The 12884-nt window shown below is 66.6% G+C and carries 9 protein-coding genes; 4 read left to right on the top strand and 5 right to left on the bottom strand.

Going from position 1 to position 12884, the window contains the following annotated elements; all coding sequences use genetic code 11:
• Positions 1-4: 4 nt before the first annotated feature.
• On the bottom strand, positions 5-1027 hold the full coding sequence (locus D450_RS0110690; RefSeq protein ID WP_017538658.1) for a serine hydrolase domain-containing protein: 1023 nt from the start codon (positions 1025-1027) through the stop codon (positions 5-7).
• Between the two features lie 144 nt (positions 1028-1171).
• Here D450_RS0110690 and D450_RS0110685 point away from each other — a divergent pair, with 144 nt between their 5' ends.
• Positions 1172-2503, top strand: coding sequence for a tetratricopeptide repeat protein (locus D450_RS0110685; RefSeq protein WP_017538657.1), 1332 nt, complete (start codon positions 1172-1174; stop codon positions 2501-2503).
• 59 nt (positions 2504-2562) lie between these two features.
• Here the strand turns inward: D450_RS0110685 and D450_RS29970 are convergent, their stop codons facing one another.
• Entirely contained in the window at positions 2563-3081 is a 519-nt protein-coding gene (locus tag D450_RS29970) for a hypothetical protein (protein WP_152520823.1), read from the bottom strand.
• Positions 3078-3497, bottom strand: coding sequence for a hypothetical protein (locus tag D450_RS0110675; RefSeq protein ID WP_017538655.1), 420 nt, complete (start codon positions 3495-3497; stop codon positions 3078-3080). Before D450_RS0110675 ends, D450_RS29970 begins: the two co-directional genes overlap by 4 nt.
• A gap of 113 nt (positions 3498-3610) precedes the next feature.
• Here D450_RS0110675 and D450_RS0110670 point away from each other — a divergent pair, with 113 nt between their 5' ends.
• From D450_RS0110670 to D450_RS29965, 3 genes are read left to right on the top strand one after another with little or no spacing between them, the layout of a single operon-like run.
• Positions 3611-7564 (top strand): type VII secretion protein EccC, encoded by a 3954-nt coding sequence (locus D450_RS0110670; RefSeq protein WP_017538654.1) that lies wholly within the window; start codon positions 3611-3613, stop codon positions 7562-7564.
• Positions 7565-7592: 28 nt separating this feature from the next.
• Positions 7593-7982: a hypothetical protein gene (locus tag D450_RS0110665; RefSeq protein ID WP_026128476.1), complete on the top strand. Its 390-nt coding sequence runs from the start codon at positions 7593-7595 to the stop codon at positions 7980-7982.
• A complete protein-coding gene (locus D450_RS29965) occupies positions 7979-9028 on the top strand; it encodes a DUF6177 family protein (RefSeq protein ID WP_051063570.1) in 1050 nt (349 codons plus the stop codon). Before D450_RS0110665 ends, D450_RS29965 begins: the two co-directional genes overlap by 4 nt.
• A gap of 26 nt (positions 9029-9054) precedes the next feature.
• On the opposite strand, the gene D450_RS32405 is transcribed toward D450_RS29965, so the two are convergent.
• Together D450_RS32405 and D450_RS33325 are read right to left on the bottom strand one after the other, a co-directional pair.
• Positions 9055-9939, bottom strand: a complete 885-nt coding sequence (locus tag D450_RS32405; RefSeq protein ID WP_161631144.1) for an immunity 49 family protein — start codon at positions 9937-9939, stop codon at positions 9055-9057.
• A gap of 23 nt (positions 9940-9962) precedes the next feature.
• Entirely contained in the window at positions 9963-12872 is a 2910-nt protein-coding gene (locus tag D450_RS33325) for a hypothetical protein (RefSeq protein ID WP_152520822.1), read from the bottom strand.
• Positions 12873-12884: the final 12 nt, after the last annotated feature.

Here is a 12884-nt window from a genome sequence, read left to right as displayed (position 1 = left end):
TCCCTCACTCCCCGAAGCAGGCGCGGACCGCGGCGCGGAGGTCGTCCAGGCCGGTCCGGCGCCGGCCGAAGTGCACCGCGTTGGTCAGCAGCCCCACGTAGCGGCCGGTGTCGGGCTGCAGGAACATGCTAGTGCCGGTGAACCCGTGGTGGTAGACCACCCCGTCGTCGCCCACGAGCCAGCCCAGGCCCCGGGCGACCCCGTCGGCGACCCGCACGGCGGGCCGCCAGCTCTGCCGCACGTAGTGCGGCGGGAGCAGCGACCCCTCCTCCCCTGAGGCGCTGCGCAGCAGCTCGCGGGCGAAGGCGCCCAGGTCGATCGCGGTACTGAAGACCCCGGCGTGCCCGGCGACGCCGCCCATCAGCGCGGCGGCCTCGTCGTGCACCACGCCCCAGACCGGCGCCGTGCCGGGGATCCGGCACTCGGTGGGCGCCACGGCCGGTGAGCGCGGCAGCGGGCCGTAGGTCGTGGCGGTCATGCCGGCCGCGCTCCAGTAGGTGGACAGGGCCAGGTCCAGCGGGGTGTCCAGGAGCCGTTCCAGGATCAGACCCAGCAGGATGAACCCGCGGTCGATATAGCGGTATCCCTCCTCCTCCAAGGGCTCGGCCAGGATCGACTCCACGAGGTCCCTGTCGGTGCCGACGTAGCACTCCAGCCACGCGACCGGGTTCAGCCGGGACGTGTGCGTCAGGACCTGCCGTGCGGTGACCTCCCCTCCGGCGTAGGGGCCGCCGGACACATAGCGCCCCAGGGGCGTGTCCAGTGACAGGATCCCCTCCGCGACCGCGGTCCCCACCAGCGGCCAGGTGGCCATGATCTTGGTCAGGCTGGCGACGTCGTAGAGGACGTCCGGGGCGGCCTGCACATCGTCCCCGCCCTCGGTGACGCCGCCGACGGCGACGAACTCCCACATGCTCCCCGTACCGACCACCGCCGCGCCGCCGGGCAGCCACCCGGCGTCGACCATCACCTTCAGTACTCCCCGGATGTCGGCTCCGGTCTCGGCCACCCAGTCGCCGTCGCGCATAGGACCCCCTTGTACCCACTCCCCCGGTCAGGCGATACCCCCTGGCGGGACGCCCCTCACCCCGCGAGGGCACCGAATCCGTCCCTGACCTGGACCGAAACCACGAAGGAAACCGTTTTCGCCACTTTCCGGCAGACTGGCGCAATGGACCGCAGCTCTCCCCCCACCCCCGACTCCGCCTCGGCCGCCCAGAGCTACTCCGAGGCCGTACGGATCTTCCGCGAAGGCCGCCCTGCAGAGGCCGAGCCCTACATCCGCAAGGCGGTGGAACTCGACCCCGACCGAACGCTCTACAGGACCAACCTCGGCAAGGTCCTCATGAACCAGAACCGCTACGAGGAGGCGCTGCCCTGGCTCCAGGAGGCGGCGGCATCGGGCGACTCGGAGGCGATGGGCTATACGGGCGAGTGCCTGAACCGCCTCAAGCGCTTCGAAGAGGGCGAGGGGTTCCTCCGCCGGGCGAAGGAGCTCGGCGCCCCTGATCGGAACTTCTCGTTCTTCCTGGGCAAGTCCCTGTACGGGCAGAGGCGCTTCGAGGAGGCCCTGCCCTGGTTCCAGGAGGCGTCCACCTCGGGCGACCTCGAAGCGATGCGCATGGCCGGCACCGCCCTCGACAAGCTGGAGCGGCTCGAAGAGGCCGAGCAGTGGTACTTCCCGGCGGCGCAGGCGGGCGACACCACGGCGATGGTGTACCTGAGCGCACTCAAAGTGGACCTCGGGCACTTGGAGGAGGCCCTCGACTGGGCCCAGCGCGCGGCGCGGTCGGGCAACCCGGAGGGCAACACCAACGCGGGGATGATCCTGGTCAAGCTCAAGCGCTACAGGGAGGCGCACGACTGGCTGCGGCCCGCCGCCGACGCCGGCACCCCCACGGCGGCCTACAACCTCGGACTGGTGCTCGAAGACAAGCTGGGCCTTCCCGAACAGGCCGAGCACTACTTCCGTGTCTCCGCCGAGGGCGGATACGACCGGGGGATGTCGGCCTACGGGGAGGCCCTGGTCCGCAAGGGGCTCTTCCGGGAGGCGAAGCCGTGGCTGGAGAAGGCGGTCAAGCAGGGGTGGCCCCGGGCGGGCGTGGCGCTCGGCGAGGCGCTGATCGCCCTCGGCGAGGGGGACATGGCCGAGAACTGGTTGGAATGGTCCTGGGGCAAGGGCCGCAAGCGCGCGGCGCTGGTCCTCGGTCGGTACCTCTCGGACGAGGGCCGGTTCCTCGAGGCGGAGCACTGGTTGAACCGCGCCCGTGAGGCGGGCCTCTCCAATGCGGAGGCGGGCCTCGGGATCGCCCTACTGAAGCAGGACAAGCCGGACGAAGCACTTCCCTTGCTGCGTAACGCCGCCAAGCACGCCGACTGGGAGGCCATGCGCCACCTGGTCCTGACCCTCCGCCAGCGAGGCGAGGCGGACGAGGCCGACCACTGGTACGGCCTGCTCCCACCCGAGCACAAGGCCGCCGTCGACGACTCGCGGCTCGGCTGAGGTCCTCGGTCGGGCCGGGCGGTGCCTCCTCGGGGGCGGTGGGATCGCCGCTCTCTTTCCTACGAGCCTTCGCCCGGTCCGGCCGGACCGACGACCACCACCGGCTCGGTACCGAGGTGGTCGAGGAGCGTCCCCTTCCGGATCGCCGCACCCCCGAGATCGATCATCCCGGTCGGGTCCAGGGAGAACGCCCCACCGCACTCGTACATCGCGGTGAGCGGCGCGAACAGGTGGGGCAGATCAGGGAGCGGAGCGCCGGAGCCGAGAGCGGCCTCGAAGGTCACCGACCACAGGCAGGTCTTCACCACCTGGGGCGGCAGCTCCCGCCCGATGAGCTCGCTCTCAAGGCGCAGGAGCACGTCCGCGTCCACGACGACCCCGGGGGCGGCGATACCCGCCGCGTCCAGGAACGGCCAGCGGCCCGCCTGGAGGGCCCTCCGCCACAGGGCCGCACGCCTCAGGTACTCGCGCATCAGGCCGACCCTGGACGTGGCCGACTCCGGCCGGACGCTCCAGTCGATCGCCAGGAGCCTGTCGACCTGAGCGCGCGCGGCACGCTGCCCGGGGGCCGCCTTCACGGGAGGAACCACCCAGGGGTCCATTCGGCTTCACGCGGGAAGCGCCGCTCCTCCGCAGCGATCAGCTCCCGCGCAGGCGGCGACTCGAAGTAGGGCGGCTCGAGCTCGTGGTCGAAGGAGACGTCGAACCTCCCGTCGGAGACCGTGAGGTCGAGCGAGAACCATGTCCCCCGCCCCTCCCGGTACATGCCGCGCCGGAGCTTCTGCAGGTTCAACTGGGCGAGCGGCGGCACCTTCACCGTCAGGCGCTCCCCGTCCTCCATCTCGGCGTACGCCCGGACCTCCTCGGCATACCCCAGACCGCCGCACACCAGCCGGACGGACGCGGCCCCCTCAGGGGCACCCTCGACGAGCTCCCGAGCGGTCTCCACAAGGAGCTCACGCTCCCCTTCCGGACCGAGTTCCCAAGCGGACATGGCTTCCTCTCTCTACAAGGCAAGGGGACTGTGTCCCGTAGGATCCGCTGCGTCAAGGGATGTTCACACCGCGGTAGGACAAAAGCGGTCAGCCCGTTTCGAGAGGAGCGCCGGTGACGACCCGCATCGTGCACCGCCCGGCCAGGACCGTGCACCCGCCCGCTCCCGAGGAGCCGCGCGAGGTCGAGGCGCCCCCGACGCTGCCCGACGGCAACGCCCAGCAGAGCCCGCTGATGACCATCCTGCCGATGGTCGGCATGATGGCGTCGCTGACCATCATGATGGTGATGCGCAACCCTGCGTTCATCGTCTTCGGCGCCGTGATCCTCGTGGTGGCCCTCCTCGCGGCCCTGGGCATGTTCTTCTCCCGCCGGGGCCAGGCCGGGCGCCAGCGGCGGCACCAGCGCGAGCTGTACCTCGAATACCTGGAGGAGCTGCGGGACGAGCTGAGCGCCGCCGAGCGCGACGCACGCGCCAAGGCCCGGCTCCTCGCGCCCCCGCCCGAGGCCCTCTACGACATCGTCCGCGACCCCGCGCGCTTGTGGGAGCGGCGGCGCAGGGACCGCGACTTCCTCCGCGTGCGCCTGGGATCCGGCGAGGTGCCCGCTCGTCCCCTCCGGCTGGCCGACCGGGGCAGCGCCCTGACGCCCACCGACCCGTTCATGGCCTCCGAGGCCTCGGCGGTCATCCGGCGCTTCGAGAGCGCACCGGACATGCCCCTGTCGGTCCCGCTCGACCGGGCGGGCAACGTCAGCATCATCGGTGAACGCGAGGACTGCCTGCGGGTCGTCCGCGCCCTGCTCGCCCAGGTGTGCGTCTTCCACGCCCCTGAGGACCTCGCCCTCGCCGCCGCCTATCCCGCCGACCGGGCCGACGACTGGGAGTGGCTCAAGTGGCTCCCGCACGCCTCCGAGGGCGACACCCGGCTCATCGCCCAGGACCCGTCGGGGCTCGGTGCCCTGCTCGCCGACGAGCTCCGGTCGCGCACCGACCTCGCCGGGGAGATCCGGCGCGGCATGGGGCGCAAGGAGGCCTACGCGGCCATGCGGCGGCTGCTCGTCGTGCACGACACCCACGGCGGGGTCGCCCGCGACCTGGCGCGCCCCGACGACGCGATCGCCCCGGCGGCGCTCGGCGCCACCGTGCTGCACCTGGTCGAGCGGCAGGTGGACGAGCCGGGGGACGTGTCCCTGCGGATCACCGTCGACGGCCGCGAGGCCACCGTCGCGGACCTGCGCCCGGACGACCCGACGGCCGCCGCCGGCACCGCCGACGACGTCGCCCCCGACCTCCTCGGCGGCCTGATCCGGATGCTGACGCCGCTGCGCCTGTCGGCCGAGGCCGCCGAGGAGGCCGAAGCGGACGCCGGGTCCGTCGACTTCACCGGCGCGCTGGGCGTTCCCGATCCGGGCGCGATGGACATCCCCAGGCTGTGGGCGTCCCGGAGCGAGCGCGCCTTCCTGCGGGTGCCGATCGGCTTCGACGGCATGGGGCAGCCGCTGGTGCTCGACCTCAAGGAGGCGGCGCAGCTGGGCATGGGGCCGCACGGGCTCTGCGTCGGGGCGACCGGTTCCGGCAAGAGCGAGCTGCTGCGCACGCTCGTCCTGGCGCTGGCGTCCACGCACTCGCCGGACGACCTGTCCATGGTGCTGGTCGACTACAAGGGCGGGGCGACGTTCGCGCCCTTCGAGGAGCTGCCGCACGTCGCCGGCATCATGACCAACCTGGAGGACGACACCGCGCTGATCGAGCGCGCGTACGCGAGCCTGTCCGGCGAGGTGCAGCGGCGCCAGCAGGTGCTGAAGGACGCGGGGAACGTGGCGGGGATCGGCGACTACGCGTTCCTGCGCTCGAAGGACCCGTCGCTGCCGCCGCTGCCGCACCTGTTCGTCATCATCGACGAGTTCGGCGAGCTGCTGACCGCGCGCCCGGACTTCATCGAGCTGTTCCTTTCCATCGGGCGGATCGGCCGGAGCATCGGCGTGCACTTGCTGCTGTCCAGCCAGCGCATCGAAGGCGGAAAGCTGCGGGGCCTGGACACCTACCTCTCCTATCGCCTGGGGCTGCGCACGTTCTCCGAGGAGGAGAGCCGCACGGTCCTCGACACTCCGGACGCCTTCCACCTGCCCGCGCTCCCGGGCTTCGGCTACCTAAAGGTGGACACGACCGTCTACCAGCGCTTCAAGGCGGGCTATGTCTCCGGCCCCTTCAAGGGCACGCTCGCCTCGGCCAGGGAGGACACGGAGACGAAACCGACCGTCAAGCCCTTCGGCGCCTACAACGCCGAGACCTCCACCGGGCCCGAGCCCGGGGAGGACGGCCCGGTCATGCCGGAGCGCTCGACCGGGCCTTCGCTGCTCGACGTCATGGTCGGCCAGCTTTCACACCACGGCTCACCGGTGCGCGGCGTGTGGCTTCCCCCGCTCCCCGCGGCGACGCCGTTGGACGCGCTCTCAGGCGCTCCCGCACCCGGCCCTGAGGGGCTCAAGCTCCCCGGCGCGCGCGAGCAGATGCAGCCGCCCATCGGCCTCTTGGACGACCCGTCCAAGCAGTGGCAGGGGGAGTGGAGCCTGGACCTCACGGCCGCCGGCGGGCACGTAGCCGTCATCGGCGGGCCCCAGACGGGCAAGACGACCCTGCTGCGCACACTGGTGACGTCCCTGGCGCTCACCCATACGCCCGCGCAGGCGGCGGTGTACTGCCTCGACCTGGTCGGGGGCGGGCTCCAGGCCCTGTCCGAGCTGCCCCACGTGGGCGGGGTGGCCGGCCGCCTCGACCGTGAGCGCGTCCGGCGCACCGTGGAAGAGGTGCGGGGCATGATGGAGCACCGGGCCGAGGTGTTCCGGGAGCGCGGGATCGACTCGGTGGAGCGGTTCCGCCGCATGCACGCCCGGGGCGAGGTGCCCGAGATCCCCGTCGCGGACGTCGTGCTGGTCGTCGACGGGTTCGGGACGATCCGCAAGGACTTCGAGGAGCTGGACGAGCAGGTGACCGAGCTCCTGCAGCGCGGGGGCGGGTACGGCGTCCACATCGTCGCGGCGGTGCTGCGGTGGAACGACGTGCGGATGGCGGTGCAGTCGACGTTCGGCCAGCGGGTCGAGCTGAGGTTGAACGACCCGACGGATTCCACGGTCGACCGGAAGCTGGCAGAGACGTTCCCGGCGGAGACCCCGGGGCGGGCGCTGACCGACGGCAAACTGTTCGGGCAGGTGGCGCTGCCGAGGATCGACGGTCGGAAGGACGCCTCCGACCTCGGCGAGGCGGTCGAGAAGACGGCCCGCGAGGTCGCGGGGGCGTGGACCGGGCCGGCGGCCCCGCAGGTGCGCGTGCTCCCCTCACTGCTCCACACGACGGAGCTTCCCTCCGCGTCGCAGTTCCCGAGCACGGTCCCCATCGGCCTGGACGAGAAGCACCTGTCGCCCGTCGGACTGGACCTGTTCAACGACGACCAGAACCTGCTGGTGCTGGGCGACGGAGAGTGCGGGAAGACGAACCTGCTGCGCCTCATTGCCGAGGGCCTCACCGAGCGCTTCACGTCCGAGGAGCTGGTCTTCGCGGTGATGGACCCGAGGCGCACCCTCAAGAACGTGGTGCCGGAGCCCTACATGGGCGGCTACGCGAGCAACGCCCGCGTCTGCGCGGGGCTCGCCGGCGGGGTCGCCAAGGAACTGGAGGAGCGCCTGCCCGACGACGCCGACCTGGACGCGGAGTCCGGCCCTAAGGGACCGAGGATCATCGTCCTGGTGGACGACTACGACCTCCTCACCACCGCCGGCCAGAAGCCGCTGGCACCGTTCGTCCCGTTCGTCTCCAACGGCAGGGACATCGGCCTCCACTTCGTCGTGGCCCGCAGGGTCGCAGGCGCGGCGAGGGGGATGTACGACCCGCTGATCCAGTCCATGCGCGAGATCGGCACCAGCGCACTGCTGTTGTCCGGCGACAGGGGCGAGGGCCAGATCTTCCCGAGGATCTACGCCCAGGCCCAGCCCGCAGGCCGAGGCAAATGGATCCGGCGGGGGAAGTCCCCGCAGTTGATGCAGACGGCGCTGCGCGCCCAGGACCAGTGACACCGGTTCCCGACGAGGAAGCCAGTCCATGAGCTACGACGTCATCACACTCTTGCCCAAGCGTCCGGAGAACCGCGACATCCTGGGCGCCATCAGCGACATCGACCCGAAGCTGCGCCTGCGCACACGACGCGGCGGAACCATCGTCGAGATCGCAGACCAGAAGGGCCGTTCCCTTGTGGCGATCGAGCCCACGCAGCAGGTGGACGTCCTGCACGAGGCCGAACGCCTCCTGCAGCCCGGCATCACGGAGGCTCTCCCAACTCCGTTCTGGTGGGTTGAGACGCGCACCAGGGCCGATGGCGAGTGGTCGCTCTCCGACGAATTCGCCGAGGGGCTCGTCCGACGGTTGGGAGGCGTCATCTGGCGTTCCCATACTCCCTCGGAGGCCACCGACCAGACGGGAGAGTCCCAGTGACCGACCTCATGACCGAGCTCGTCGCCAATTTCGAGAACGACGCCCCAGAGCACCATCCGGCCGTGGACAGGAGAGCCGAAAAAGCCGTTCTCATCGAGATGGAGCGTCCGCTCGTCCCCCTGACGTCCTGGATCGCGGATGCCGTCGCGGTGTTCGGGATGCAGGGCCACGCCGTCCAGGTGATGACACCGTCCTCGGCCCGCCTGACACATCCACTTTGGGCCCTGCTCTCCGGCCCCGGAGCACGTTGGGTCGTGACGGACCCGGACCGCGGCCACTTCGACGGGGTGAACGGGCTCCCGCTGGAATGGGACGGGACGCACGGCTTCATCCCCAAGCAGCACTCCAACGGCACGACCACTGTCTCAGGCTTCCTGGATGCTCCCTCGTCGAGCAGTACGCATGTCCTCCTCGAACTGACCGTCCAACATGCGGTCAGCGAGGACCTCGTGCTCGGAGGGGCCGCCGAGACCGTGGCGAACACCCTGGCGGGAACGAACCCGGCCGGGTGGAGTACGAACGAACCTGCCGCAGCTTCTTGGGACCGGTCGGCATTGACCAAGCTGTGCAAGAAGCGGGCTCCACGCCCCTCACGCCTGTTCGTGGCCGGCCCTCACAATGCTCGGCGCCCGTTCGTCGGCTCCCTCAACGTCCGCCGCACTCGGGAAGCCGTGATTGAGACACTATCCCTGGCCATCGCGCTCCAGCCACACGAGGACGTCCCTCACGACGAGCTGATGCACACGGTGGAACTCCTCACGGCCGAACGGTTGATCCGGACACTCGTGGTCAAAACCGTCCCAGGGCGCACGGACCTCACCTATGAACCGCGCTGGCATGGGATACCCATCCCGTTCGGGATGGCCATCGGCCATGCCCCCGTTCAGGAGGTCGGGCTAGAGCACGCCCTGTCGGCCCCCGTTCCGGGATTCAGGCTGGGCCCCGAAGATCGCCCGACCGTCTGGTATCCCCTGAACGTGACCGAGGCAGAGGGACGATCCAATTCTCTGCAGGACCTGCTCCAGCACCTCGCGCCGACTTCCTAACCGAACTCACCGACTGTGGACCTCCTCTAGGTTTCAAATTCACCAAACCAGGTTCCCTCAACTATATGACGCGGGAGATAGTCGGATTCGACTTCCACCCAGACTTCCGAGTCGTCTTCACCGGCATCGTGAGCCATACACGCCAGTGCAATCATTGGAAGTGGAATCACTCCCTCCAACTTCCCCGCAGGGTCCCCACCTGAGTGATAGGATCTCCACAATTCCAATGAACGCGCCAGCTGTTCATTGAACTCCGATATCCGCTTTTCCGCAAATAGACGCAGAAGATTCATCGGTGGAAAAACGAGTTTGTTCAGGGTGTCGGCATCTCCAAAAGTAGCGACACCAGGCTCGGATTGCTCGATAGCAAGCAGGAGCTCCCTCACGAACTCGGGATCGCCTTTAACATAGCGCTGAAGCGCAGCCACCCAGTGGTAGATGTACGAATTATACTCAGTCCCCTCGATGGCAGCTGCCTGGCGAAGACCGTCAAGGGGAACATCAGAAAGGTACTCCAACCTCCTCTGCTCGCGGCATGCAATCGCGAGATGGAAGGCTGTGAGCCAATGCGCGGCATCGTTGAAGTATTGGAGATTGGCACTCGTAAATTCATGCCTTTCATGGCCTATTCGCATGGACACAGAATGCCCAGGATCCCCGTTGCACACCTCGAACATCGCACTGTGGACCTGCAACGCAATAACCCATGACTCCCAGGTGTCCACCTTGCGAACCGATGGGTCGACGATGGTGTTGACGAGAAGCCGCTCCCATGACCTGTTCGCTAGAATGCCAAAATGAACCGCTTTCCTCTGAGCAGCGGGAATCGCCTCAACGGTGAGCCGCTCCAGCTTCTTCACCCTGGACACATAATCCCGCTCCGGAAGTTCATGTCGCTCGATGTAAACCATCTTACCCCCCATTTTTCGCACCCTTAGTTACTCTTACTGAGATCGAACTGCTCCATAGTGTATCCACCATAGTGCCCCCGTCCGGCACTTTCATTACCAGCTCCCACGGCATACGGGTCACCCTTGACCAGGACATAATCAAGAGTTTCATTGAGTATCGCATTTTCCAATTCGTCGGCCATACTCTGCTCAGGCTCCCCCCTGCCTCTCATTTGAGCCAGAATATCATTGAAGTAGGAGTGGGTGCCTTGGGAGACGCGCCTCAACTCACCTCCCCGCTTGATTGTCCTCTCGCCAAGTTGCGTGTCCGAGCTACTCTTCGCTTCTACGACAACAAACCCCCCATCTTTCTTTCTCCAGATTTGGTCGAATTGCGAATTTCCGTTGCTTGGGGCAGTCTCTGGCGTGGGAATAGGTTCTGCATCGGCAAGTTCATCTCCGTATCGTTCTCGAACCGCCTGTTTTGCAGCGAGTTCCCCGAACTCCTCACTGGCCTCCACCATCTCACGGTGCTCCTGCTTATACTTTTGACGTGCCTCCTGAACTTCGGAGTGTTCATTCTTTGTTCCCGCCCCGTCAGGATGCTCATCGAGCTTATTCCTTAGCTCCTTAAGGGCTTCCTGATCGGCTTCAATAGCCTTTGCACGCGCATCCGCCTTCGCGTCGAGCTCTTCAAGCATCCGAGAATCACCAACCGACCCTCTGAAACCGACCCGATGGCCGCCATCGATGAAAAAATGCGGCTTCGGCTTCGCAATGGAGTCACGCGAGACCCATGGATCACTATCGCTGGCTCGCGTCAAACTCGGAAGCTGGTTTCCATATCCATCCTTCCAGGAAACATCCAGGCGATAACCATTCTTCCTGTAATGACGCTCGAACCACCCCGGGTCGGAATTTGCTCTATCAACATAGTAATCGTGTGCGACTCTGGGGTCACTCAGATCGTTTTCTTGGTTTCCTTCCGAGCCATTCCCATACCCTGACGAACCGCTTCCACGGCCTGGACCGCCAGTTCCCCCGGCCGCGCTAGCGCTTTCTCTGTCCCCGCCTGTAGTCGGACCATCCCCATTATTCACACCGCTTGTAAACCGGCTCGCTCCGCCATTATCCAACGGGGTACTGGCGCTCACATCATCGGGAGCACCTGTATCACTATGCTGGTTCTCGGGCAGTTCGTCACCACTTGCAGCGACCGAGGCTTTCTCCCGCTCCGCCTGCTCGAAGAGCTCTTGGACTTCCGTGTCGAATTTCCTCTGTTCCTCCTCGTATTGCTTCCATGCCTCGGCCATGTCTCCGTCATTCTCTTTAATGAGCCGCTGGAAGCGCTCGACATCCCCGACTGCAACCGTGTCGCCGCTCGATTCCCCCAAGGTCTCACGGTCATAGGATTCCTGGGCAGAGTGCTCTTCGAGCTGCTCTCCTGGTGACTGATCGGGGGACACGTCCTCGCCGCTGCGTGCCGCGCCTTCTGTTTCCGCTGCGGGTTCGGAATGCGAAGCGTCGGACTGCTGGGGATCGGATTGACGTTCGGTGGCGCTGTGCGAGTCATCTGTCGCCCCGTTGCCGTCAACATTCGAAGAGTCCGGGGCACTCTCGTTTTTATCGGGTACCGGGTTCTGTGGGGAGTGCTCCTGGGAGGATGGCGTCTCTTCCGGGTCTTGGCGCCCTGATTCCGAGCGGTCGCCCCAATCTCCACCCCACCATTCGGAGCTCTCTCCGTTAGTTTCCGCCTCGTAGGAGTAGTCGGACCCGTTCCCCTGACTCCCCGAAGGTGCTGCGGAACCATTTTCCGTACCACCCTGGTGGTGAAAATGGTTCTGCTGATTTCCCGTCTGCTCGGGGGCTCCGTTTCCAGAGAACTCCGGGCCTCCGAAACGCGGCATCCGGACCTGGCGTATACCGGTCAGGGCCGATTGGGCACCACGTACGGCGCCCCCGGCACCAAGGACGGCCGCACCGACGTTGACAAGCGTCGTGCCGACACTATATGCCGGACGCTCGCCGAATTCGTCCGCAGCAACGAATCCCTTGAACATCCCTTCCCATGCTGGATCGGAAACCTTATCCCCGACATGCTCCCATTCGCCGAAGACACTCCACTCGGTACCGTAGACTTTCTGATAACCAAAGAGCGCGAAAGTCCCCTGCGCCTGTTCATCTGCGACACTTTTCGCATGCGCCCATCCTTCACTCCAGCTATCATTAAATAACCACCCCTCTTCCGAGTTGTAAATGCCGGTCATATCAGCAAAGGTCGGCAGCGGGGCAAGCACGGTGTACTCAAAGGCAGCGCTACCCACCCCCTTGACAAAATCGACGAACCAGTTCTCGTCTTTGGCTACTTCTCCGCCCCACGGCATCTGCGCGTCACTGGGGATCTCTTCCATCCCATACGCCTCATAGCCGGACGGGAGGTACTCTCCATTGTCACCGACGAAGGTAGTGCCCTCCGGGAAGAGCGCGGTAATCTTATTCGCACACTCGCGTTCCGCCTCTTGATATGCGAGGACCTTGTCGTTGATGCGCGACGTCAGATCGTTGTTATCCTCCCGCTTGTCATCGTCGTCAGCCCAATCTTCATCCCCCTCGATCGATTCGAGGAACAGTCGCCCTTCATCTTGAAGCGCCAGGAGGTCACTCTTAAGCCCTTCAGCCTTGTCCGCGAACTCGATCAGCGCGTCGGCGACCGTGGTCGCCAGGTCTTTGAACTCATCCCCCTTCTCCGGGACCATGTCGATCTTCTCGATGAGGTCGCCGGACTCCGGCGCCGAGTATGAATCGTGAAGCCCCTGCCAAGACCCTTGGATCTCATGTCCGGCGCTCGCAATATCCGCCACAACGCTCTTCAGCTCGTCTGCCGCACTGCGAAGCTCCTCAGCCGCGACCCCCGGAATCGGAATCGCATCAGGATTGACCAGACCCTCTGTCAAAGCCGACTCCTC

It is taken from the genome of Nocardiopsis halophila DSM 44494 (assembly GCF_000341245.1).
In the GTDB taxonomy this organism is placed as follows: domain Bacteria; phylum Actinomycetota; class Actinomycetes; order Streptosporangiales; family Streptosporangiaceae; genus Nocardiopsis_A; species Nocardiopsis_A halophila.
Note: the sequence above shows the minus strand (reverse complement) of the source record. Positions and strands in the feature narration are given on the sequence as shown.